General features: G+C 66.0%; 25 protein-coding genes. 6 read left to right on the forward strand and 19 right to left on the reverse strand.

What is annotated here, in order from left to right:
- Nucleotides 1–9: 9 nt before the first annotated feature.
- The 5 genes from OE647_RS11275 to OE647_RS11295 form a co-directional block, all read right to left on the reverse strand.
- A complete protein-coding gene (locus tag OE647_RS11275; protein ID WP_263721827.1) occupies nt 10–642 on the reverse strand; it encodes an acyl-homoserine-lactone synthase in 633 nt (210 codons plus the stop codon).
- Between the two features lie 67 nt (nt 643–709).
- Nucleotides 710–1,411 carry a helix-turn-helix transcriptional regulator gene (locus tag OE647_RS11280; protein ID WP_263721828.1) on the reverse strand — a complete coding sequence of 234 codons (702 nt, stop codon included), beginning with the start codon at nt 1,409–1,411 and terminating at the stop codon, nt 710–712.
- A complete protein-coding gene (locus OE647_RS11285; RefSeq protein ID WP_263721829.1) occupies nt 1,368–1,700 on the reverse strand; it encodes a hypothetical protein in 333 nt (110 codons plus the stop codon). Before OE647_RS11285 ends, OE647_RS11280 begins: the two co-directional genes overlap by 44 nt.
- Before the next feature lie 78 nt (nt 1,701–1,778).
- Entirely contained in the window at nt 1,779–3,071 is a 1,293-nt protein-coding gene (ccrA, locus tag OE647_RS11290; RefSeq protein WP_263721830.1) for a crotonyl-CoA carboxylase/reductase, read from the reverse strand.
- Between the two features lie 140 nt (nt 3,072–3,211).
- Nucleotides 3,212–4,603, reverse strand: coding sequence for a 1-acyl-sn-glycerol-3-phosphate acyltransferase (locus OE647_RS11295; RefSeq protein WP_412174947.1), 1,392 nt, complete (start codon nt 4,601–4,603; stop codon nt 3,212–3,214).
- Nucleotides 4,604–4,873: 270 nt separating this feature from the next.
- On the opposite strand from OE647_RS11295, the gene OE647_RS11300 reads away from it, so the two are divergent.
- Together OE647_RS11300 and deoD are read left to right on the forward strand one after the other, a co-directional pair.
- Complete coding sequence (locus tag OE647_RS11300) at nt 4,874–6,841, forward strand: protein meaA (RefSeq protein ID WP_263721832.1); 1,968 nt, start codon at nt 4,874–4,876, stop codon at nt 6,839–6,841.
- Between the two features lie 87 nt (nt 6,842–6,928).
- Nucleotides 6,929–7,633 carry a purine-nucleoside phosphorylase gene (gene deoD, locus OE647_RS11305; protein WP_263721833.1) on the forward strand — a complete coding sequence of 235 codons (705 nt, stop codon included), beginning with the start codon at nt 6,929–6,931 and terminating at the stop codon, nt 7,631–7,633.
- Here the strand turns inward: deoD and OE647_RS11310 are convergent.
- A complete protein-coding gene (locus OE647_RS11310; RefSeq protein ID WP_263721834.1) occupies nt 7,630–8,499 on the reverse strand; it encodes a LysR family transcriptional regulator in 870 nt (289 codons plus the stop codon). The genes deoD and OE647_RS11310 overlap by 4 nt on opposite strands.
- 98 nt (nt 8,500–8,597) lie before the next feature.
- Between OE647_RS11310 and OE647_RS11315 the strand changes: the two genes are divergently transcribed.
- Nucleotides 8,598–9,917, forward strand: coding sequence for a serine hydroxymethyltransferase (locus tag OE647_RS11315; RefSeq protein ID WP_263721835.1), 1,320 nt, complete (start codon nt 8,598–8,600; stop codon nt 9,915–9,917).
- A gap of 12 nt (nt 9,918–9,929) precedes the next feature.
- Here the strand turns inward: OE647_RS11315 and OE647_RS11320 are convergent, their stop codons facing one another.
- The 13 genes from OE647_RS11320 to OE647_RS11380 all read right to left on the reverse strand — a co-directional run bounded on the left by OE647_RS11320 (nt 9,930) and on the right by OE647_RS11380 (nt 20,266).
- A complete protein-coding gene (locus tag OE647_RS11320) occupies nt 9,930–10,190 on the reverse strand; it encodes a hypothetical protein (RefSeq protein WP_263721836.1) in 261 nt (86 codons plus the stop codon).
- Between the two features lie 45 nt (nt 10,191–10,235).
- Nucleotides 10,236–11,393: a WD40/YVTN/BNR-like repeat-containing protein gene (locus OE647_RS11325; RefSeq protein WP_263721837.1), complete on the reverse strand. Its 1,158-nt coding sequence runs from the start codon at nt 11,391–11,393 to the stop codon at nt 10,236–10,238.
- A 56-nt stretch (nt 11,394–11,449) separates the two neighbouring features.
- Entirely contained in the window at nt 11,450–12,289 is an 840-nt protein-coding gene (locus OE647_RS11330) for a hypothetical protein (protein ID WP_263721838.1), read from the reverse strand.
- A gap of 14 nt (nt 12,290–12,303) precedes the next feature.
- Nucleotides 12,304–13,080: a succinate dehydrogenase iron-sulfur subunit gene (locus tag OE647_RS11335; RefSeq protein WP_263721839.1), complete on the reverse strand. Its 777-nt coding sequence runs from the start codon at nt 13,078–13,080 to the stop codon at nt 12,304–12,306.
- A gap of 3 nt (nt 13,081–13,083) precedes the next feature.
- Entirely contained in the window at nt 13,084–13,380 is a 297-nt protein-coding gene (locus OE647_RS11340; protein ID WP_263721840.1) for a hypothetical protein, read from the reverse strand.
- The gene (locus OE647_RS11345) at nt 13,380–13,907 is read right to left on the reverse strand and encodes a hypothetical protein (RefSeq protein ID WP_263721841.1); all 528 of its coding nucleotides are present in this window, start codon (nt 13,905–13,907) and stop codon (nt 13,380–13,382) included. Before OE647_RS11345 ends, OE647_RS11340 begins: the two co-directional genes overlap by 1 nt.
- Nucleotides 13,907–15,709: a succinate dehydrogenase flavoprotein subunit gene (gene sdhA / locus OE647_RS11350; RefSeq protein WP_263721842.1), complete on the reverse strand. Its 1,803-nt coding sequence runs from the start codon at nt 15,707–15,709 to the stop codon at nt 13,907–13,909. The genes OE647_RS11345 and sdhA overlap by 1 nt, the downstream gene beginning before the upstream one ends.
- 9 nt (nt 15,710–15,718) lie before the next feature.
- The gene (gene sdhD / locus OE647_RS11355; RefSeq protein ID WP_263721843.1) at nt 15,719–16,090 is read right to left on the reverse strand and encodes a succinate dehydrogenase, hydrophobic membrane anchor protein; all 372 of its coding nucleotides are present in this window, start codon (nt 16,088–16,090) and stop codon (nt 15,719–15,721) included.
- A gap of 11 nt (nt 16,091–16,101) precedes the next feature.
- Complete coding sequence (gene sdhC / locus OE647_RS11360) at nt 16,102–16,485, reverse strand: succinate dehydrogenase, cytochrome b556 subunit (protein ID WP_263721844.1); 384 nt, start codon at nt 16,483–16,485, stop codon at nt 16,102–16,104.
- Nucleotides 16,486–16,737: 252 nt separating this feature from the next.
- On the reverse strand, nt 16,738–17,769 hold the full coding sequence (locus OE647_RS11365; RefSeq protein WP_263721845.1) for a MaoC family dehydratase: 1,032 nt from the start codon (nt 17,767–17,769) through the stop codon (nt 16,738–16,740).
- 22 nt (nt 17,770–17,791) lie between these two features.
- A complete protein-coding gene (locus OE647_RS11370) occupies nt 17,792–18,346 on the reverse strand; it encodes an NnrU family protein (protein WP_263721846.1) in 555 nt (184 codons plus the stop codon).
- 35 nt (nt 18,347–18,381) lie between these two features.
- Complete coding sequence (locus tag OE647_RS11375) at nt 18,382–19,248, reverse strand: HpcH/HpaI aldolase/citrate lyase family protein (RefSeq protein WP_263721847.1); 867 nt, start codon at nt 19,246–19,248, stop codon at nt 18,382–18,384.
- A 277-nt stretch (nt 19,249–19,525) separates the two neighbouring features.
- Nucleotides 19,526–20,266: a sulfite exporter TauE/SafE family protein gene (locus OE647_RS11380; RefSeq protein WP_263721848.1), complete on the reverse strand. Its 741-nt coding sequence runs from the start codon at nt 20,264–20,266 to the stop codon at nt 19,526–19,528.
- Nucleotides 20,267–20,414: 148 nt separating this feature from the next.
- Between OE647_RS11380 and mdh the strand changes: the two genes are divergently transcribed.
- The 3 genes from mdh (at nt 20,415) to sucD (ending at nt 23,737) form a co-directional block, all read left to right on the forward strand.
- Complete coding sequence (gene mdh, locus OE647_RS11385; RefSeq protein WP_263721849.1) at nt 20,415–21,377, forward strand: malate dehydrogenase; 963 nt, start codon at nt 20,415–20,417, stop codon at nt 21,375–21,377.
- A gap of 277 nt (nt 21,378–21,654) precedes the next feature.
- Nucleotides 21,655–22,848, forward strand: a complete 1,194-nt coding sequence (gene sucC / locus OE647_RS11390; protein ID WP_263721850.1) for an ADP-forming succinate--CoA ligase subunit beta — start codon at nt 21,655–21,657, stop codon at nt 22,846–22,848.
- A gap of 4 nt (nt 22,849–22,852) precedes the next feature.
- Nucleotides 22,853–23,737, forward strand: coding sequence for a succinate--CoA ligase subunit alpha (gene sucD, locus OE647_RS11395; RefSeq protein WP_263721851.1), 885 nt, complete (start codon nt 22,853–22,855; stop codon nt 23,735–23,737).
- Nucleotide 23,738: the final 1 nt, after the last annotated feature.

Here is a 23,738-nt window from a genome sequence, read left to right on the forward strand (position 1 = left end):
GCCAGACGATTATCCGGTGACGCGAACCGGAAGCGGCTCATGCCGGTCGGACGCGAACCAGGCCTGCGACAGCGCCTCTGGAATCCCCGCCTTGGCGGCCATCTTCACGCGCACCTCCTCGGAAAAGCGCCAGAAGCCCAGGCTGATCGCCTCGCGGCCGGAGCCGGTGCTGCCCAGGATGTCGGGCTCCCACCCAAGGTGGCGGTAGATCCTCACCATGCGCGCATCGAAGACACCGACCGCCCGCGTCAGGCCGAGCCGGACGCCCAGTTCCGCCCCGCCGAGCATCAGCGCCGCCGCGACATTGGCCTCCGTCTCGGCCGCGAGGCAGAAGCGCGTGCATTCCCACACCCTGGCGCTGGAGATCCGCCGCCCGCCCGCCAGATGCCGGAAATGATCGTTGACCATGGTCCGGCCTTCGGTCGGCATGAAGCGCATCGAGCCGCCGTGGCGGCCATCGGCGCGCTGCCAGATGACGTAGAGCGGATTGAGGGCATCGTACTCGTCCCGTTCCCAGCCGCGGTCATCCACGCGCACCTCCCAGTTGAGGCGATCGCGGAACTGGCAGGCCCGATCCGCGTACATCGTGTCACGCAATTTCGGCGTGTTGGAGAGCTCCTCTCCGGTCAGAAATCTCAGCATAGTATCCCTCCTTGCAGGTAAGGAGGGATTAACGAAAACTGGTTAACAGGAGCCTATCGGTGCCCTTTCAGAGCAGGACGAACCCGCCCGAAACGGCGCGCGCCACGGCATGCGTCGTGTTGGTCGCGCCGAGTTTTATGCGGGCACTTTCGACGTAGGACCGGAAGGTATGTTCCGATATTTCGAGCGAGTCAGCCGCCTGCGCCCGGTTCATCCCCAGCGCGAGCAGGGTCAGCACGTCGATCTCCCGGCCACTCAGAGGCTGGGCATCGCCCAACGGATCGCTCTGCGCGATCTCCTGGGCTTTCTGGTTCAGGAAATGGGCGGCCAACAGGATCTCCGTCGATGTATTGGCAACGAATTTCTCCCATCGCGTATCAGTCATGCGGCCCGAGACGGTGAACAGCGCGAACTGCCCGCCCGGCCCCCGGATCGGCACCGAATATCCCTGGTTTCCGACCCCCGCTGACACCGCCTCTCCGAGCAGGTTTCGGGACTGCCGGCCAGACCAGTCCAGATGCTTCCAGTCCGTCGGCTGGAACCGCCGCAAGCACCCCTGGACGACCGGGTCGATCCGCGCGTAGCCCTCGGCGATGTAGCGCTGAACCCATTCCTCCGGATAGGTGAGAATGCCGTATTGCTCACCTGCACCGCTTACCGAGTGATAGACAAGGTGATCGACGCCGAGTTGATCGCGAAACCAGCCGACATGGCGCTGAAGATCCTCACGCGTTTTCGACGCCTGAAGTTCCCCAACGAACCGCTGCAACCTTGCCCGCATCCCGCGATTGGCCTCCGCCCCACTCTTCGGACAGTCGGGAAATCTCGTGCGCCGCAACGATGGATGTGTCCCCCAACTGCTCGGCCAGCTCGGGCAAACCGTTCCCTTGAGCGAAAGATTTGAGATCACTCAGCACGTCCAGTATCCATTCGTACTGCATTTCAACTCTCGCGTGAAGTGGATTGCATTCTTGCTCGCGTTTCATGCCCTGAGAATTGGACGAGGCGGGGCGCAATGCAACTCCCCGATAATGGGGGAAGGTGGTGGCGTAAGTCATTGATAATATTGAAAGCGAAAAGGCGCACTCCAGCCGGATGCGCGCCTTTTGCAAGATTTGTGTCGATGCGACTCGGATTTAGCCCCGCCGGCCGGCCTCCACCGCATCCTCAAACGTGCGCAGCCCGGTCTGCGGCGCCTGGACCAGGACCGCCATGTTGCCCGGCTTGTGCTCGTTCCGGCGCATCTTCATATGCGCGCCGGGGATCTCCGCCCAGGGGAAGACCTCGGACATGCAGGGGTCGAGCCGGCGCTCCAGCATCAGCTTGTTGGCGGCCGAGGCCTGCTTGAGGTTGGCGAAGTGGCTGCCCTGCACCCGCTTCTGGTGCATCCAGAGGTAACGCACGTCGAAGGTCAGGTTGTAGCCCGTGGTGCCGGCGCAGATCACGACCATGCCACCGCGCTTGACCACGAAGACCGACACCGGGAAGGTCGCCTCGCCGGGGTGTTCGAACACCATGTCGACGTTGTTGCCCTTGCCGGTGATCGCCCAGATCGCAGCGCCGAACTTGCGGGCCTCCTTGAACCAGGCCCCGTATTCGGGTGTGCCGACCTTGGGCATCTGGCCCCAGCAGTTGAACTCCTTCCGGTTGATCACGCCCTTGGCGCCCAGCCCCATCACGAAGTCGCGCTTGTCCTCTTCCGAGATCACGCCGATCGCATTGGCGCCTGCCGCGTTGATCAACTGGATCGCGTAGGACCCCAGACCACCCGAGGCCCCCCAGACCAGCACGTTGTCGCCCGGTTTCAGGATGTGCGGACGATGGCCGAACAGCATCCGGTAGGCCGTTGCCAGCGTCAGCGTGTAGCAGGCAGACTCTTCCCAGCTCAGATGCTTCGGGCGGTGCATCAACTGCTGCGCCTGGACGCGGGTGAATTGCGCGAAGGAGCCATCCGGCGTCTCGTAGCCCCAGATCCGCTGGCTGGGCGAGAACATCGGGTCGCCGCCATTGCACTCCTCGTCGTCGCCGTCGTCCTGGTTGCAGTGGATGACGACCTCATCCCCGACCTTCCACCGCTTCACCTTGTCCCCAACCTTCCAGACGATACCGGAGGCGTCGGAGCCCGCGATATGATAGGGCGCCTTGTGGCCGTCGAAGGGGCTGATCGGGACACCAAGCGCGGCCCAGATGCCGTTGTAGTTCACGCCCGCCGCCATGACGAGCACGAGAACCTCGTGGCTGTCGATCTGGGGCGTTTCAACCACCTCGACCTGCATCGCGCTGTCGGGTTCGCCATGGCGTTCCCGGCGGATCGCCCAAGCATACATGTTCTTGGGCACATAGCCGAGGGGCGGCATTTCGCCGATCTCGTACAGGTCCTTCTCGGGCGCGTCGTAGGGCGCGATTTCGGTCTGCGTGTCCAAAGCCATCCACCTCTCCTGAGTCTGTCGCCGCACCGCAGAATCAATGCGGTTCCAAGCATGGAATATGTGCGAGAGGGTAATTTTGCAATAGGACTTATGGTCAATTTTGAAATTTTATGTCCCAACGAATCTCGCTTCGCACGTTTTCAGGGCTTGGGACGCGCCCCGGATGCCGCATCTGCACAAAGCCAATGTGCGACCGGGGCCGCGTAGAAGTCTATCAGCGCGCGGTCGCGCGGCGCAACCTGGATGCGGTCGCCCGCGCGCCGGACGATCTTGCGCAGCGCAAGAATCTCGATGGCGCCAGAGACCGCCGCACGCGCGGAACCATCCGGCAGGTCCAGGTGCGCACCCGCCGCCGCCAGCCGACGCCTCAGGGCTTCCGCCCGCTGCTCGACCTCAGCAAGAGGCAGATCGGTCTCTTCGCCCAGCGCCGCGCAGAAGAGCGGCACCGGCAGCACCGAGACGTTGCGCGCAATGCGCCGCATCAGTTCCTCGGCCAGGTCCGCCGTGACATCGCCATGTGGTGCCGCGAGGAACGCCGCCAGGGACAGGGGGGTGCCGAAACTGACCGAGGCCACGCCGAATTTCTTGAAACGCCCGGTCAGCATCCGGCGCAGCTGACGGCCGATGAACAGCAGGATCGTTCCGACGGGCGCCCGGAACCGCCGCACACCCGCAGCATGGGCGGCGGTCAGAACCCGGTCCTCGATCACGCGGTCATAGGCCAGGGAGACGGGCACGAAGACGACATCCCGACCGCCCGGGCGATAGCCCTCGACGATATAGGACAGGATGCCCAGCTTCGGCCGGCCCACCCTGCCATCGAGACTAAGCCCCCCCTCGGGAAAGAGGGCCTGCGTCACGCCCTCAGCCGTCGCCATCTGGACGTAGCGGGCAAGGACCCGGCGATAAAGCAGGTTGCCCGACCTGCGGCGGATGAAATAGGCGCCAGACGCCCGGATCAGCCAGGACAGGGGCCAGACCCGCGCCCATTCGCCCACCGCGTAGGACAGCGCCGACCGGCTGGCGGCCAGGTAGGTGACCAGCACATAGTCCATGTTCGAGCGGTGGTTCATCACGAAGACGATCGTCGCCCGCCGATCGATGCCAGCGATCGCATCGGTGTCGAACTGACCGATGCGGACGCGGTAGATCAACCGCGCGAACCACTTGGCCGCCCGCGCCGCGATGCCGAAATAGAACATGGCCGAAAAGGCGGGCACGATTTCGCGGGCGTAGCGGCGCGCGCGTTCAAGGTGAACGGTTTCCGGGATGCCGGTCTCCTCGGCCTCGGCGGCGATCGCCTCGGCAACCTTGGGGTCGTGGGCAAGCCGGATCACCATGTCCTGGCGCGCCATCAGCTTGAAGGGCTCGATCGGCCGTTCCAGACGGGCGTTCAGCCGCGCCACCATGCGTTCCATCCCGTGCCGGAGGAACCATCGCACCGAAGGGAACAGGAAATGCGACGCAAACGTCACCCCGGCGAAGACGAGGATCAGCACGAAGAGCCAGACCGGAATTTCGATGGTCGCCATCATCCGCAACAGCCTACCGATCCGCGCCCCGGGCGTCAGCACCCTCGGCGCGACAATGCGTCAGCGCGCCCGCCCGGACAATAGACCCTTTGGCCGTCTGGTTGGCGCGCCCGGCTGCGTTGCATTCGGGCGCACATTTTTCCGGCGCGCCGAAGCGTGGCGTGTCACAACAGCAGAATGCCGCAACGCAGCGAATTGACAAAGTCAGGAAATGTCGCCTATCTCTGCGCTTGCGAAATAAAGTTTCAAAACCGAATCCGGAGGCCCGCGATGACCGAGGTAAAGAAAGACAAGCCCTGGCTCTTCCGCACATATGCGGGCCACTCGACCGCCGCCAAGTCGAATGCGCTTTACCGCGCGAACCTGGCCAAGGGCCAGACCGGCCTTTCGGTCGCCTTCGACCTGCCGACGCAGACGGGCTACGACAGCGACCATGAGCTTGCACGCGGAGAGGTGGGCAAGGTCGGGGTGCCGGTCTGCCATCTGGGCGACATGCGGACCCTCTTCGACGCGATCCCGCTGGAGGAGATGAACACCTCCATGACCATCAACGCCACGGCGCCCTGGCTGCTCGCGCTTTATATCGCGGTGGCCGAGGAGCAGGGGGCGGATGTCCGCAAGCTGCAGGGGACGGTGCAGAACGACATCATCAAGGAATACCTGAGCCGCGGCACCTATATCTGTCCGCCGAAGCCCTCGCTTCGGATGATCACCGATGTCGCCGCCTACACGGCCGGGAACCTGCCGAAGTGGAACCCGATGAACGTCTGTTCCTACCACCTGCAGGAAGCGGGCGCGACGCCGGAGCAGGAGCTGGCCTTCGCGCTCGCGACCGGAATCGCGGTGCTTGACGACCTGCGCGGCAAGGTCGATCCCGCTGCCTTCCCGGCGATGGTCGGGCGGATCTCCTTCTTTGTGAACGCGGGCATCCGCTTCGTCACCGAACTGTGCAAGATGCGGGCCTTCACCGAGCTCTGGGATGAGGTCTGCCGCGACCGCTACGGGATCGAGGAGGAGAAATACCGCCGCTTCCGCTATGGCGTTCAGGTCAACTCGCTCGGCCTGACCGAGCAGCAGCCGGAAAACAACGTCTATCGCATCCTTTTGGAGACGCTGGCGGTGACGTTGTCGAAGAACGCCCGCGCGCGCGCCGTTCAGCTTCCTGCCTGGAACGAGGCCCTGGGCCTGCCGCGACCCTGGGACCAGCAGTGGTCGCTGCGCATGCAGCAGATCCTGGCCTATGAGACCGACCTGCTGGAATATGGCGACCTCTTCGACGGCAGCCCGGTGATCGCCGCCAAGGTCGAGGTGCTGAAGGCGGGCGCGCGGGACGAGTTGAAGGTGCTGGACGGCATGGGCGGCGCGATCGCCGCGATCGAATACATGAAGGGGCGCCTGGTCGAGGCCAATGCCGACCGGTTGAACCGGATCGAGGCGGGCGAAACCGTCGTGGTGGGCGTGAACCGCTGGCAGGCGGGGGAGGCGTCGCCACTCACCGCGGGCGACGGCGCGATCCTGACCGTTGATTCGGCGGTCGAGACCGACCAGATCACCCGGCTTCAATCCTGGCGCCAGGCCCGCGACCAGCGGGCCGTCGAGGCCGCGCTGGCCGCGCTCCGCCTTGCGGCGGAGGACGGGCGCAACATCATGCCCGCCTCGGTCGATTGCGCGAAGGCCGGGGTCACGACGGGCGAATGGGCGGGTGTCATGCGCGCCGTCCATGGCGAGTACCGGGGCCCCACGGGCGTGTCGAAATCGCCCTCCAACCGGACCGAGGGGCTGGACGACCTGCGCGGCGCCGTCGATGCGGTGTCCTCGCGCCTTGGACGCAGGCTGAAGTTCGTGGTCGGCAAGCCCGGTCTCGACGGCCATTCCAACGGCGCCGAACAGATCGCGGCGCGGGCGCGCGATTGCGGCATGGACATCCATTACGAGGGCATTCGCCTGACCCCGTCGCAGATCGTCGCGGCGGCCGAAGCGGAGGCGGCGCATGTCGTGGGCCTGTCGATCCTCTCGGGCAGTCACCTGCCGCTTGTCGCCGAGGTGATGGAGCGGATGCAGGCCGCGGGGCTTTCGCATGTGCCGGTCGTCGTTGGCGGGATCATCCCCGACGAGGATGCCGAGGCACTGCGCCGCATCGGCGTGGCCCGTGTCTACACCCCGAAGGACTTCGAACTGAACCGGATCATGGGCGACATAGTCCTTCTCGCCGAACCGAAGGCCGAGGCGGCCGAATAGCCGCCCACCCTTTTGGCCTGCAACTTCGGGCTTGCCGCACCGGTTGGTGCGGCTACGATGCCTCGGCTTGCGAGTGAAAGGCGAACCATGACCCCCCATATCGGTGCCAAGCCCGGCGATATTGCCGAAACCGTGCTCATGCCCGGCGACCCGCGCCGCGCCAGATGGGCGACAGAGACGTTCCTGGAGAACCCCGTCTGCGTGAACGAGGTCCGCGGCATGCTGGGCTTCACCGGCACCTGGAAGGGCAACCGGGTCACCATTCACGGGTCGGGCATGGGCATGCCCTCGCTTTCGATCTACGCCAACGAACTGATCCGCGAATACGGCGCCCGGACGCTGATCCGCATCGGCTCGGCGGGCGCGATGCTGGAGCGGGTGAAGATCCGCGACATCGTGATCGCAATGACGGCCTCGACCATGTCGACGCCCTCGCGCGGGTTCTTCCGGGACATGCAGTTCGCGCCCTGCGCCGACTACGGGCTTCTGGAAAAGGCCGTGGCTGCGGCGCGGGCCAAGGGCACGCCCACGCATGTCGGCGGGATCTATTCCGCGGATGTCTTCTACGACGAGCGCCCCGACCTGAATGAGGTCCTGGCCCGTCACGGCACGCTGTGCGTCGAGATGGAAGCGGCCGAGCTTTACACCGTCGCGGCCCGACTGGGCGCAAGGGCGCTGGCGGTTCTGACGATCTCGGATCACCTGATCACGCACGAAGCCTTGCCGGCCGAGGATCGCGAGCGGAGCTTCGGCGACATGGTCGAGATCGCACTGGAGGCGGCTTTCGCCTAGGCGGAAAGCCAGTCCGCGACACGCGCGGCTGCCGATCCCGGGCGCAGCGGCCGCGCGGACCAGAGCCGCAAGGATCTGGCAAGCCTGACCCGCGTCTCGAAGGGCGCGACCAGCGCGCCGGAGGCCAGATGCGCCGCCACCAGGGCCGAATGTCCGATCAGCACGCCCGCGCCGTTGACGGTCTCTTCGACGGCAAGGGCGTAAAGCGAATAGACCGGCCCCTTGGGCACGATCGCCAGCCCAGGCGCAGCGGCCCCGAGCCAGGCCTGCCAGTCCCCGGGCCAGGCGCTGTCCGTCAGGCAGGCGATGCCGGCCAGGTCCGCGGGCGTGCGCAAGCGGCCCGCGAGCTGCGGAGCGCAGACCGGAAAGACCTCATCGCCCGCGACATGGCGGCCGAGATCGTCCTCCCGATAAAAGAGGTTTAGGTCGAAGGGCGTGCGCTTGAGATCCGGGGGCGCCTCCAACGCCGTGATGGAAACGGTGATGCCCGGTGCGGCGGCGCGAATTGCCGGCAACCTCGGCGACAGCCATAGCTGCGCAATGGCAGGCAGCGCCGCGATATGGACGGTGCGCGGTGCGGCCTCCGCCCGCAGGGTCTGGACGGCGAGGCCAAGGCGGTCGAACGCCTCGGTGAACTCCGGCAAGGCACGTTGACCAAGGGCGCTTAGCCGCACGCCCTTGGCGTGGCGCTCGAAAAGGGGGGCGCCCAGCGCCTCCTCCAACGCCTTTATATGCGCGGTCACAGCGCCCGCCGTCACCCCCAGTTCGACGGCGGCAGCCGAAAACCCGCCAAGCCGCGCCGCCGCCTCGAAGGCGCGGAGCGCGTTCAGAGGAAGGCCCTTTGGCGGGGGTGGGGCGACGGGCATTCTGAAGACTCAATTTTTCTACGCCTAAAATTTCGCATTTCTGATTTGTGTCGGCAACCCCTCTCGCGTCACACTCCGCGCATATCAAGGAGGACCCGATGCCCCATCTTGCCCGCCGCGCCTGGGTTCCGGCCCATTGCGAAGACCTGATCCAACGCCACGCCAAGGCGGCCACCGCGCCCTCGGCACAGGTCGCGGGCCGGGTCGCGCAGTTGATCCGGGACAACCGCCAGATCCACGACCGCGATTGCTTCAACCTGAACCCCGCAACCAACGTCATGAACCCGCAGGCAGAGGCGGCGCTGGCGGCCGGACTTGGCACGCGCCCATCGCTCGGCTACCCCGGCGACAAATACGAGATGGGGCTGGAAGCGATCGAGGAGATCGAGACCATCGCGGCGGAACTCGCCGCCGAGGTCTTCCGCGCCAGATATGCCGAAACGCGGGTGTTTTCCGGCGCAATGGCCAACCTTTACGCCTTCATGGCGCTGACCAGGCCCGGCGATGCGATCATCGCGCCGCCCGCGACCGTCGGCGGGCATGTCACCCACCACAAGGCGGGATGTGCGGGGCTTTACGGCTTGACCACGCACCCTGCTCCGGTGGACGCCGATGGCTACACCGTGGACCTTGACGCCCTGCGCGCCCTCGCGCGCAAGGTCCGTCCGGCATTGATCACGATCGGCGGGTCGCTCAACCTGTTCCCGCACCCGGTTCGGGACATTCGCGCCATCGCCGATGAGGTCGGGGCAAAGGTCCTGTTCGATGCCGCCCACCAATGCGGCATCATCGCGGGCGGCCAGTGGGCCAACCCGCTGGCCGAGGGCGCGCATGTGATGACCATGTCCACCTACAAGAGCCTCGGCGGCCCCGCCGGCGGGCTGATCGTGACCAATGAGGCCGAGATCGCCGAGGCGCTGGACCACATCGCCTTTCCCGGCATGACCGCGAATTTCGACGCCGGACGGGTGGCGGCACTGGCGCTGACGCTTCTGGACTGGCGCGATCTTGGCGCGGATTATGCCGCGCGCATGATCTCTGTCGCGCGGGCGCTTGCCGACGCGCTTCAGGCCGAGGGGCTCCCGGTGTTCGCAGCGGGGCGCGGCGCGACCCGCTCCCATCAGTTTGCGGTCGAGGCGGCGGCCTTCGGCGGCGGCCAGGCGGCCTCGAAAACGCTGCGAAAGGCGGGCTTCCTGGCCTGCGGGATCGGCCTGCCCCTGCCCGAGGTGCCGGGCGACCTGAACGGGTTGAGGATCGGCACCCCGGAACTCGTCCGTCGCGGTGTGACCGAGGCCGATGCCCCGGCGCTGGCGCGGCTGATCGCGGGGGCCCTGCGCTCCAACGATCCGGCGGGCCTTGCCGCAGAAACCGCCGCCCTGCGCGCGGGTTTCCAGGGCCTCCACTACGTCCGGTCCTGAGGCGGGCGGCGCTCAGCGCCGCCGATTGTCCGGCCCTGAGTCCCGGCCCGCCCGGCGCAAGGCCCGGATATCGAGCCAGACGATCCCAAGCCCGAGCGGGATCATCCAGAATCCGAGGACTGGCAGGAACCCGAGGATGCCGCCCGCGATCAGCAGAAGGCCCAGCACGAGCCGGACACCGGGCGGCACCTTGCGGTTCACCTGTGCGAGAAGCCGCTTGAAGCGCGGCTTCCAGCGTTTCCAGCGGTCCCGGATCTTGGCGGCAAGGCTCAAGGCGCCGCCCGTCCCGATGGCACCCATCCCGTCCGCGGCGGCGCATCAGCCATGCTCCAACGCCTCCACCGCCAGGATCGTGGGCAGGTGCCGGGCGATTTCGCTCCAGCTTTCGCCCTCGTCGAGGCTGCCGAAGACCGAACCGCTGTTGGTGCCGAAATAGATCCCCGCCGGGTCGCGCGTATCGCCCGACATGGCCTGCCTCAGCACCGTGAAGTAGCACGCCTTCTGCGGCAGACCCTCGCGCAATGCCTGCCAGCTTTGGCCGCCATCGCGCGACCGCCAGACCGCACAGGCCGCATCGGGGGGGAAGCGCCCGGCCATATCGCCGTTCAGCGGCAGGGTCCAGATCGTGTCGGGGTCGCGTGGATGCACGCGGATCGGAAAGCCGAAGGTGGAGGGCAGCCCGGGCGTGATGTCGTCCCAACTGCGCCCGCCATCGGCGCTGCGCCATACGCCGTGGTGGTTTTGCTGGTAAAGCACGTCCCCGCGCCCCGGCGCACGCATCATGTTGTGGACGCAATGGCCGGTCTCGCCGTCGCGAGGCGCGGCCGGGTGGTCATGATGGGCGCAGGCTTCGGCGTTCGACAGGCGGTTGCGGCGGTCCCAGCTTTCACCCCCGTCCTCGGTCGCTAACACACCAGCCGCCGAGATCCCGATCCAGAGTTTGCGCGCGTCGGCCGGATCGGCCACGATCGTATGCAGAACCAGCCCTGCCGCGCCCGGCGTCCAACTTCCGGCGGAGGGGTGGTTGCTGAGGCCCTCCACCCGCTCCCAGGTTCGCCCGCCGTCGGCGCTGCGCAGAAGGCTGGCGGGCTTCGTGCCGGCATAAAGCGTCCCGTGCGCATGGCCCAAGGACCAGACCTGCGCAAAGTCGGCTCCGAACAGCACCTCTGCCCCCGTCCAGCCGATCATTGCCGCGAAGTCGGGATCGTTGGCGGCCCATTCGTCCATGCGCCCGCTGGTAAGCCTCGACAGCTCCCAGCTCTTGCCGCCATCCTCGGACCGCCAGACGCCCGCGCCGTGCCAGTCGCCGCCACCGCCCGCCCAGATCGTTCCGGTGTCGGGGTCCCCCACGGCATGGTTGATGGGCCAGCCGCCGCAGTGGGGCCCGCTGACCTCCCATCCCGTGCGGCCCGGGCCGCCCTCGACAAGGAAAAGCCCCTTCGTCGTGCCGACAAGAAGCTTCAGCCGACCGTCCATGACCGCATCCTTTCACACCGGAGACGGCTTAGCTTACCACGGGGTCCGCGCGGCACCTAGTTCCGGCGACGGCGGTCCGCCCAGCGCGCCGCGCCGTATCTTTGCGCGAGCGCCTTCGGGTCGTAACCCGCGCGCAACCGGGCACCATCGTATCCAAGCGCCTCTGCCTGCGCGATCACAGCATCGAAAAGCAGGGAATGGCTCACCACGATCGGCTCCCGGAGCGGGACATGCACCTTGTCCTCGACCGGCAGGCACGCCGCATCCGGCACGGCCCCCGAAAGCTCCGACAGGAGCGCCCGCAGCGCCACCCCGTCGCCGGCGTGCAAGTCCTCGAACCGGTAGAGCCCGCGAAAGCCGGGCAAGTCATGGCATTCCATCCCGAAGGCGTTGAGTTCGAGCCAGTGGAAGAGGCATTTTTCGTAGGCGGAGAACCCCTCCCACCCCGCGGCGAGGGCCGAATGGATGAGCTTCTTGTCAGTCCCGAAGATCACGCCCTGCTTCTTGTAGCGCCCGTTCGACGTGACGTAGAAGCGATGTGTCAGCATAGAGGCCGCGAAGTCGAACGGGTTGCGCACCAGGTGCACGAAGCCCATCGCGTCGCCCAGACGAGACCGGAGATAGGGTATCCAGGCATAGACCGGCCAGCCGGTATCGACATAACGTCGGCCGTTTGCGATCAGGTCCTCGATCTCACGAAACTTCGCCTCGATCTCGCCCGACCGCTCCAAGGCGCGGGCAAGCGCCTGGGGCTTGCGATAGACGCGCCGGGGCATGTAGCGGGCCTTCAGCCCCTCATGCTCCACCACGGCGCCGGGCACGAGGTCCGCCACCGCGCGCGCCAGCGCCTGGGTCGTGCAGCGCCCGGTGGACAGGACGAAGACGGCCCGCGACATGGGCCGCCGGGCCGTCACACCATCCGTTCGACCATCATCTTCTTGATTTCCGCGATCGCCTTGGCCGGGTTCAGACCCTTAGGGCAGGTCTTGGCGCAGTTCATGATCGTGTGGCAGCGGTAAAGCTTGAACGGGTCCTCAAGCTGGTCCAGCCGCTCGCCCGTGGCCTCGTCGCGCGAATCGATGATCCAGCGGTAGGCGTGCAGCAGCGCGGCGGGCCCAAGGTAGCGATCGCCGTTCCACCAGTAGCTGGGACACGAGGTCGAGCAGGACGCGCACATCACGCATTCATAAAGCCCGTCGAGCTTCTTGCGGTCCTCGATCGACTGGCGCCACTCCTTCGCGGGCCGGTTGGTCTTGGTCTCCAGCCAAGGCATGATCGAGGCATGCTGCGCATAGAAATGCGTAAGGTCAGGGATCAGGTCCTTGACCACCGGCATGTGCGGCAGCGGATAGATCTTCACGTCGCCCTTGACCTCATCAAGGCCGAAGATGCAGGCCAGCGTATTGCGCCCGTCGATGTTCATCGCGCAGGAGCCGCAGATCCCCTCGCGGCAGGACCGGCGGAAGGTCAGGGTCGGGTCGATCTCGTTCTTGATCTTGATCAGCGCGTCCAGAACCATCGGGCCGCACTTGTCCATATCAAGGAAATAGGTATCCACCCGCGGGTTTTCGCCGGTGTCCGGGTCCCAGCGGTAGATCTGGAACTTGCGGATGTTCTTTCCCTCGGGCTTCGGCCAGGTCTTGCCGACCCGGATCGTCGAATTCTTCGGAAGCGTGAACTGAACCATGACTTATCCCTTCCAATCTCGGCGGGTGTAGAGCGGCTGGCGCGGCGGCTGGCCGGATTTCTGATAGACGCAGGCGTCATAAAGGGCCGACGGATCGCGCCTCTGCAAGTAGTCGGTGGAGATCGCGAGCCGCATCTTGGTGCCGACCCCGCCGCTTCCGCCGCCGACGGCGACGAAGCCACGCGGTCCGGCCGCAAGGCGGGCGCGTTCGAAACAGGCATCCTCCGCGCGCTCGACCGACATCGGACCGCAAGCGGTCAGCCCCAGGGTCGTGGCGAGGAGCATCGGCGCGATATTCATCAATCCGTCCTCAACGAGGCGCGGATCGTGGAGCCGTCCTGAAGGAACAGAAGCGCGCGTTCCTGCTGTTCGCGCGTCAGCGTCGCCCAAAGCTCGGCATCGCCGGGCAGGAGCGGATAGCTTGTCGGCAACGGCAGCTTACCCTTGGCGGGTTTCGGTGCGGGCCGCGGCGCCGGATCGGCCGCGACGGGCGACAACGTGACATTCACCAGGGTCGATCCACGGTAGCCCGTGCCTTCGCTGAAGATGCTGGCCCCCTCGCGCTCGGGTGTCGGCACCGGCACCGTGACCTCGCGTTCGATGGCGCCGGCACCGGCGCGAACCAGGCAGGCGTTGATCTGCCGGACCTCTTCGGGCGTCGCGCTGACCGGCTCGGCCGCACCCGCCGCCTGCGCCTTGGCCGCGCGTAGGCTCAGGCCCGATTGCGCGCTGCAAAGCGCAATCGGACCGCCCGGCGGCGGGGGCGCGGCATTGCAGGCGGCCAGCGTGAAGCCAAGCGCGCCGGCCGCTATGGCCCGGCCATACATCAATAGACCCTCGCCTTCGGCGCGATCTTCTTGAGTTCGATGCCGCCCTCTGCCTCGGTCGTCAGCGGATCGAGATGCACCGCCCGGTAGCTGAGCGTGACCTTGGCGCCATCGACAGCCGCGAGCGAGTGCTTGCGCCAGTTCGCGTCGTCGCGATCCGGATAATCCTCATGCGCATGGGCGCCGCGGCTTTCCTTGCGTGCCTCGGCGGCCGTGATGGTGGCCAGCGCGTTGGGCATCAGGTTCGTCAGCTCCAGCGTCTCCATCAGGTCGGAGTTCCAGATCAGGCTGCGGTCGGTGACCTTCAGGTCGTCCATCTTGGACGCAACCTTGCCCATCTTCTCCACCCCTTCGGCCAGGGTCTTGTCGGTGCGGAAGACGGCGGCGTCGGCCTGCATGGTCTTCTGCATCTCAAGCCGCAGTTCGGCGGTGGGAACGTTGCCCTTGGCGTGGCGCAGATCGTCGAAGCGGGACAGCGCCCGGTCCACCTCGGCCTTGTTCACCGGCGCATTGGCGGCACCTGGCTTCACGATCTGGCCCGCGCGGATCGCCGCCGCGCGGCCGAAGACCACGAGGTCGATCAAGCTGTTCGACCCCAGGCGGTTCGCCCCGTGGACCGAGGCGCAGCCCGCCTCCCCGACAGCCATCAGGCCGGGGAAGACGTTGTCTGGATTGTCCGCCGTGGGGTTCAACACCTCGCCCCAATAGTTCGTGGGGATACCGCCCATGTTGTAGTGCACGGTCGGCAGGATCGGGATCGGTTCCTTGGTGATGTCCACGCCGGCAAAGATCTTGGCTGACTCGGAAATCCCCGGCAGCCGTTCATGCAGCGTCGCGGGCGGGATGTGCGACAGGTTCAGGTGCATGTGATCCTTGTGCTCGCCCACCCCGCGGCCTTCGCGGATCTCGATGGTGATGCAGCGGCTCACCACGTCGCGGCTGGCCAGGTCCTTGTAGGTCGGCGCATAGCGTTCCATGAAGCGCTCGCCCTCGGAGTTGGTGAGGTACCCGCCCTCGCCCCGCGCGCCCTCGGTGATCAGACAGCCGGAGCCATAGATGCCCGTCGGGTGGAACTGCACGAACTCCATGTCCTGAAGCGGCAGGCCCGCGCGCGCCACCATGCCGCCGCCGTCGCCGGTGCAGGTATGCGCAGAGGTCGCTGAGAAGTAGGCTCGCCCGTAGCCGCCCGTGGCCAGCACCACCATCTTGGCATTGAAGACATGCATCGTGCCGTCGTCGAGCTTCCAGCACACCACGCCGGTGCAGGCACCGTCGGTGATGATCAGATCGAGCGCGAAGTATTCAATGAAGAACTCCGCCTGTTCCTTCAGCGACTGGCCGTAGAGCGTGTGCAGGATCGCGTGGCCCGTGCGGTCGGCGGCGGCGCAGGTGCGCTGCACCGGGGGGCCTTCGCCGAACTCGGTCGTGTGACCGCCGAAGGGCCGCTGGTAGATCTTGCCCTGCTCGGTCCGGCTGAAGGGAACGCCGTAGTGTTCCAGTTCATAAACCGCCTTGGGCGCCTCGCGGGCGAGGTATTCCATCGCATCGGTGTCGCCCAGCCAGTCCGACCCTTTCACGGTGTCGTACATGTGCCACTGCCAGCTGTCCGGCCCCATGTTGCCGAGGCTGGCGGCGATCCCGCCCTGCGCCGCGACGGTGTGGGACCGCGTCGGGAAGACCTTGGTCACGCAGGCCGTGCGCAGGCCCTGTTCGGCCATGCCCAGCGTCGCGCGCAGACCCGCGCCGCCCGCCCCGACGACCACAACATCGTATTCGTGAACTTCATAGGGATAAGCAGTCATCGTCATTCCTCAGAGCGCGAGCCGGATCAGCGCGAAAAGACCAGTGGCCATCAGCGCGTAGGACAGGCAGACGGTGCCCACGATCAGCGCCTTGGCCGCCAGCCCGTGGGCGTAATCCTCGATCATCACCTGCGCGCCGTTCTTGAAGTGGGTCAGCCCCACGATCAGCGTCAGCGCCGTGACGATCGCCGGGAAGGGGCGGCTGTAATAGGCCACGACCTCTTCGTAGGGGGCGCCAAGGATGCAGCCGAAGGTGAAGATGAAAAGCGGCACCAGGATTGCGAGGCCCACGGCCGAGACCTGCATGTGCCAGTAATGCTCGGTCCCGCTCTTGGCGGAGCCAAGGCCAGCGGCGCGCTTGCGGTCGGTCAGATATCTCATCGCCGCCCCCTTCAGAGAATGATGACTGTGATCACGGTCAGAACGACCGAACCGATGATGCAGGCCCAGCCCAGCTTTTCCGCCGTCGGGATATCGAGCCCGCGGCCGCTGTCATAGTAAAGATGCCGAAGCCCCGTCAGGAAGTGGTACCAGACCGCCCAGATCGAGCCGAGGAACACCAGCTTGCCGAACCAGGAGCGCACCACTGCGTCGGCCAGCGCGAAATATTCGGGGCTCGTCGCCGCCGCGAGCAGCCACCAGACCACGAGCGCGGTCGATACGATCAGGGCGTTGCCGGTGACCCGCGTCAGGATCGAGGTCAACATCGGCACCTGCCAGCGATAGATCTGAAGGTGCGGGGAAAGCGGCCGATTGCCCCGGTTCACGTCTGCCATGGTCGGTCCTTTCGCAACAGGTCGCGCATTTTCTGCGTCATGAATACCGAAAATTTCCATCAAGTCACGCCAGACTTCGCCCCAGACACCGATCTTTCGCACCAACGGAGGCAGTTTTTTCCATTTGTGATCACGCTTTTCCGGTGCGTGATCACACGATGCGCCCCTCAGGTGCCCCACCCCTCGCAGCGGAGGCGCCGGAACGTGAACCTCTGGCCGGTTCAGCGTCCGGACGGGCAGCGCCACCCATCGTCAGATCGGCATGAGCGCCCAGTAATCGAGATCCAGCAGCACTTCGGGCAGGTATTTCCCGGCCTCGTCCTTCAGCGCGAAGGGCGCCGCGCCATCCTTGACGGCGACCAGCCGCAGCCGGAGCGCGCCTACCCCGGGGGCCCCGGTTTCGGCCTTGTCCAACACCTCCGACCAGGCGCGCACGGTGTCACCAGCGAAGCAGGGATTGGCATGCGCGCCCGCGTTCAGCGCCACGATCATCTGGGCATTCGCAAGCCCGTTGAAGCTCAGCGCGCGCGCGAGCGAGATGACATGGCCGCCATAGATCAGCCGCTTGCCGTCCGGACGCTGGGTGCGGTCGAAATGAACCTTGGCGGTGTTCTGCCAAAGGCGCGTGGCCAGCATGTGTTCCGCCTCTTCGACGGTGACGCCATCGACATGGTCGATCCGCTCGCCGACCGCGTAGTCGCCCCAGCGATGCGCCTCCCCCACGAGGGTAGTGTCGTAGCGGGTGAAATCGAGCCCTTCGGGTAGCACGATCGCATCCGCAGGCACCGACTTCTTCAGATCCGGGACAACGGCTTCCGGCGCCGGGGCTTCAGGGTCACGTTTGCGCACCATGACCCAGCGCACGTATTCCAGCACCGCCTCGCCATGCTGGTTAAGCCCGCGGGTCCGGACATAGACGACGCCAGAGGTGCCGTTGGAATTCTGCTTGAGTCCGATCACAGTGCTTTCGGACCGGATCGTGTCACCCGGCCAGACCGGCTTCAGCCAGCGCCCTTCGGCATAGCCAAGGTTCGCGATCGCATTCAGCGAGATATCGGGGACCGTCTTGCCGAAGACGGTGTGAAAGGCGATCAGGTCGTCAAGCGGGGCGGCGGGCAGCCCGCAGGCACGGGCGAATTCGTCGGACGAATGCAGCGCGTGGCGGGCCGGATAAAGCGCGTGATACAGGGCGCGCTCGCCCCCCGACACCGTGCGCGGCACCGCGTGCACGATCACCTCGCCCAGGCTGTAGTCCTCGAAAAACCTGCCCGGATTGGTCTTCATTCCCTCGTCCCCTTGTTCTCGATCAGCCATAGGTCCCCACGAAGGGGTTGTGGCCCAGCCAGATGTGAATTCCCGCGATCAGCGCATAAAGAACGAGCGTCACGCCCAGATTGATCGCATCGCCCCGTGGGCTACCCGGCGCCGGCCGCTGCCATCTCTCCTGGGCGTTGATCAACAACATCGCCGCGATAGCCCAGACGCCAAGGCTGCCGAACAGCATGACAGAGGCCAGGTCGCCATTGACCAGCAGATGCGCAACCGCCCAAAGCACGACGCCAGACAGCATCGGATGCCGGATCCGCGCGCTGAGTACGCCGCGCGAATGCCCGACCCCCATCAGATAAAGCGAGATCAGCATCAGCAGGTTGTTCAGATGACCCATTCCCGGGAGCGGGGTGTAGAGCGCCTCGGCCTCCGCCCCGCGATAGCCGATGACCATCAGCGCGATCGCCGCCAGCGAAAGGACAGTGACAAAAAGCTTGCCGGCCGCGCCCATCCGCGCCCGCAGGCCCGGCATCAGACGTTTGAACAGATGGGAAAAAACCCACAGAACGAGTCCAAGGATCAGAATGTCCATGCCGAATCTCCCACTGGCCGGGGCGGAGCCTGCGCCTAACTGGCAGCCGCCGCAATCGCCTCGGCCCGCGTGAGGAGTTCACGCGCGGTGGCAACATGCAGGTTCTCCACGATCCGGCCATCGACGACGGCAACGCCTTGCCCGGCGCTCGTCGCCTCCTCGAAGGCGGAGATCTGGCGGCGCGCCAGTTCGATTTCGGTTTCGGAAGGGGCGAAGGCGGTGTTGGCGACCTCGATCTGGGCGGGGTGGATCAGCGTCTTGCCATCGAAGCCCATGTCGCGGCCCTGCGCACATTCGCGCGCGAGGCCCTCCGCGTCCCGGAAGGCGTTGAAGACGCCGTCGATAATGGCAAGCCCGTGGGCCCGCGCCGCGAGCAGGCATAATTGCAGCGCAGTCAGCAGCTCGGCCCGTCCGGGACCGACACGCGCCGAAAGCTCCTTGGCGAGGTCATTGGTGCCCATGACCATGCCTTCCAGGTGCGGATGCGCCGCGATCGCCGCGGCGTTGAGAACACCGGCCGGCGTTTCCAACATCGCCCAGAGCGGAAGGTCGGGCACCAGGGCCGCGACCGCGTCCAGATCGGCCGGAGAGGCGACTTTCGGAACCAGGATCGCGTCCGCAGTGGAACCGGCGAAGGCGGCAGCGTCCGCTCGCCCCCAGGGGCTATCGAGGCCGTTGATGCGAACGATCCGCATCCGGGCTCCGTATCCGCCCTCGGCCAGCTTGCGCGCCAGGAGCGTCCGCGCGTTTTCTTTCTCATCCACCGCCACGGCATCTTCCAGATCGAAGATGATCGCGTCGGCCGGCAGGTCTCGGGCCTTCTCCAATGCGCGTTCCCGCGCCCCGGGAATGTAAAGGACGGAGCGCAGCGGCCGGCCACGCGGATCGCTCGATCTAGCCATGATGTCACCTCCGCAAGAATCTTGCGTCAGGGATGCCGATTTTGCCACATTCTTCAACCCCAGAAATGCCGCAGCGCAGAAATTTTTTGCCATTCGGCAGCGTTCGGCGGGTTTACGCGGCCTTTTCGGGCTCCCGCGCAGGGTGCGCGCGCCCCGGGGTGCCATCGGCGCCCCTTCACACGAAAGCAAGCGTGACCCACATGGAACGCCAGTTCTCCGCCCTGCTCCTCGGCTTCGGCATCCTCATTCTGCTCGCTGCAAACCTGCGCGCGGCACCTCAGCTCAGCGCGTCCCAGATCAGTTTCGCCGAGATCAGAAGCAGCGCCCAGGTGACGAGGCGAAAGAACAACTCGCCGGGGATCACCCGGACCAGCCGCACCCCCGCCAGGACCGAAATCGAAGCCGGCACCATCAGCACCGCCGCCACCGAAAGATTGGCGGGCGAAAGCTGCCCCAGCGACCAGTAGGGGATCAACTTGGCGGCGTTGACGTAGGCAAAGAGTACCGTCGACGTTCCCGCGAAGACCATCTTTTCAAGCTTCAGCGGCAGGACGTAGACCTGATAGGGCGGCGCGCCGCCGTGACTGACAAAGCTCGTGAAACCCGAAAGCGCACCCCAGAACACCCCCGGCGCGACCCGCGCAGGACGGGCTGCCCCCTTGGGTGTTCCACGAAAGATGAGGTTCAGCGCGAAGGCCGCGCCGATGGCGCCCACGAGACCCGTCACTGCCCGTTCTGGTACGATCGCGGCCGTTGCCCAGCCCAGCGCCACGCCAAGCGTCGTCGCCGGAATGAGGATCGCGAGCACCCGGCGATCCACCGCGCGGCGGTAGGCCCATAGCCCGAACATGTCGGAGACGACATAGACCGGCAGCAGCAACCCCGCGGCCGTCCCCGGCGAGATCGCCAGCGCGAGCACGGGCACCCCGAGCATGCCGATCGCGGGCAATCCGCCCTTTGACAAGCCGACAAAGCAGGACGCCGCGACCGCGAGCGACCAGAATCCGAATCCTTCCACGTCACTCTCCCGCCGCGGTGCCGCTTTTCTACCAACTGTGCCGCTTCCGAGAAAGCCGGACCATCGCGCCGCACCGCAGCGGGCTTGCGCGAAAGACAAACTGCCGCTACCCAAGGCCGCGTCATTTCACTGGAGCCGGAGACCAATCATGGCCAGACCGAAGATCGCGCTTATCGGCGCGGGACAGATCGGCGGAACCCTCGCCCATCTTGCCGCGATCAAGGAACTCGGGGATGTCGTCCTCTTCGACATCGCCGAGGGCACGCCGCAGGGCAAAGCGCTCGACATCGCCGAAAGCGGCCCGTCCGAAGGGTTCGACGGCTCCTTCAAGGGCACGAACTCCTACGAAGACATTGCTGGCGCTGATGTTTGCATCGTGACCGCCGGTGTGCCCCGCAAGCCGGGGATGAGCCGCGACGACCTGTTGGGCATCAACCTCAAGGTCATGAGATCGGTCGGCGAAGGCATCAAGGCGCATGCGCCGAACGCCTTCGTGATCTGCATCACCAACCCGCTTGACGCGATGGTCTGGGCGCTGCGCGAATTCTCGGGCCTGCCGCACAACAAGGTCGTCGGCATGGCGGGCGTCCTTGATTCGGCCCGCTTCCGCCACTTCCTGGCGACCGAGTTCAACGTCTCCATGCGTGACGTCACCGCCTTCGTGCTGGGCGGCCACGGCGACACGATGGTGCCGCTGGTCCGCTATTCGACCGTCGGTGGCATCCCGCTGCCCGACCTGATCGAGATGGGCTGGACCACGCAGGAGCGCATGGACGCGATCGTGCAGCGCACCCGCGACGGCGGTGCGGAAATCGTCGGCCTGCTGAAGACCGGCTCCGCCTTCTATGCACCTGCCACCTCCGCCATCGAAATGGCCGAAGCCTATCTGAAGGACCAGCGCCGCCTGCTGCCCTGCGCGGCCTATGTCGACGGCGCCCTTGGCCTGAAGGGCATGTATGTCGGCGTCCCGACGATCATCGGCGCCAATGGCATTGAGCGCGTCGTCGATATCAAGATGAACAAGGACGAACAGGCCATGTTCGACAAGTCCGTGGCCGCCGTGAGCGGCCTCGTCGAAGCCTGCAAGGCGATCGACCCGTCGCTGGCCTAAGACCGCTCGGCCGGGCGCGTTCCAGCGCCCGGCCGTCTTTCGCGGTGCCGCGATGCACCGCCATCGGGCATCGCCCCTCTCTCCGAAACATCAGCGAATCCGGGGCTTCGGGCCGTAAATCGCCACGCCCCAGTCGCATGTGATCACACCCGGAAATGCTGTGATCACAAATTTCACTTATTTTGCCGGTTCTGGGTCAATCCCGCATTTATCATTTTGACAGCGCCTGTGCCTGTGCCATGAGCAAGTTCAAACCGCACCAGCACGGGACAGTCTCATGAACATCCATGAATACCAGGCCAAGGCGCTTCTGCGCAGCTACGGTGCGCCGGTCTCCGACGGACGGGCCGTACTTCGCGCCGAAGAGGCGAAGACGGCAGCCGGAGAACTCGACGGGCCGCTTTGGGTCGTCAAGGCGCAAATCCACGCCGGGGGCCGCGGCAAGGGCCACTTCAAGGAGGCCGAGGCCGGCGAAAAGGGCGGCGTCCGCCTCGCCCGCTCGGTCGAGGAAGCCGCGAACGAGGCCCGCAAGATGCTGGGCCGCACCCTGGTCACCCATCAGACCGGCCCCGCGGGCAAGCAGGTCAACCGCATCTATATCGAGGACGGTTCGGACATCGCGAAGGAGTTCTACCTCGCGCTGCTCGTCGATCGCCAGACCAGCCGCATCTCCTTCGTCTGCTCGACCGAAGGCGGCATGGACATCGAGGAGGTCGCCGCCAAGACCCCCGAAAAGATCCTGTCCTTCTCGGTCGATCCGGCCTCTGGCCTGTCGGACTTCCACGGCCGCCGCGTGGCCTTCGCCCTTGGCCTTGAGGGCGCGCAGGTCAAGCAGTGCGTGGCCCTGATCCGGACGCTCTACAAGCTCTTCGTCGAGAAAGACATGGAGATGCTGGAGATCAACCCGCTGGTCGTCACGACCGAGGGTAACCTCAAGTGTCTCGACGCCAAGATGGGCTTCGACGGCAACGCCACCTACCGCCACCCCGACATCGCCGCGCTGCGCGACGAGACCGAGGAGGACCCCAAGGAACTCGCCGCCTCCAAGTTCGACCTGAACTACATCGCGCTGGACGGCGAGATCGGCTGCATGGTCAACGGCGCGGGCCTGGCGATGGCCACGATGGACATCATCAAGCTTTACGGCGCCGAACCGGCCAACTTCCTCGATGTAGGCGGCGGCGCGACCAAGGAGAAGGTGACCGAGGCGTTCAAGATCATCACCTCTGACCCGAACGTCAAAGGCATCCTGGTCAACATCTTCGGCGGCATCATGCGCTGCGACATCATCGCCGAGGGCGTGATCGCCGCAGTGAAGGAGGTTGGCCTGAAGGTGCCGCTGGTCGTGCGGCTTGAGGGCACGAACGTCGACCTGGGCAAGAAGATCATCAACGAAAGCGGCCTGAACGTGATCGCCGCCGACAACCTGTCGGATGCAGCACAGAAGATCGTGAAAGCGGTGAAAGGCTAAGAAAATGGCAGTCCTCGTCAACGAAAACACCCGCGTGATCTGCCAGGGCTTCACCGGCTCTCAGGGCACTTTCCACTCCGAACAGGCCATTGCCTACGGGACCAAGATGGTCGGCGGCGTGACGCCCGGCAAGGGCGGGACCGAGCATCTGGGCCTGCCGGTCTTCAACTCGGTCCACGAGGCCCGGGCGATGACCCAGGCCAATGCCACCGCGATCTATGTGCCGCCCCCCTTCGCGGCGGATTCGATCCTTGAGGCGATCGACGCCGAGATGGAGCTGATCGTGTGCATCACCGAGGGGATCCCGGTCCTCGACATGATGAAGGTCAAGCGCGCACTTCAGGGCTCGAAGTCGCGGCTGGTCGGCCCGAACTGCCCCGGCGTGATCACGCCCGGCGCCTGCAAGATCGGCATCATGCCCGGCCACATCCACCAGCGCGGCTCGGTTGGCGTGGTGTCGCGTTCGGGCACGCTGACCTACGAGGCGGTCAAGCAGACGACCGACGTCGGCCTTGGCCAGTCCACCTGCGTCGGCATCGGCGGCGACCCGATCAAGGGGACCGAGCATATCGACGTGCTCGAATGGTTCCTGGCCGATGACGAAACCCAGTCGATCATCATGATCGGCGAGATCGGCGGCAGCGCCGAGGAAGAGGCCGCCCAGTTCCTGAAGGACGAGGCCAAGCGCGGCCGCAAGAAGCCGGTCGCGGGCTTCATCGCCGGGCGCACCGCGCCGAAGGGCCGCCGCATGGGCCACGCGGGCGCGATCGTCGCTGGCGGCAAGGGTGACGCGGAATCGAAGATCGAAGCGATGAAATCCGCCGGCATCATCGTCGCCGACAGCCCCGCCGGGCTGGGCGAAGCGGTCCTGACCGCGATTGGTAAGTGAC

It is taken from the genome of Albidovulum sediminicola, assembly GCF_025751575.1.
Classification (GTDB): Bacteria; Pseudomonadota; Alphaproteobacteria; order Rhodobacterales; family Rhodobacteraceae; genus Albidovulum; species Albidovulum sediminicola.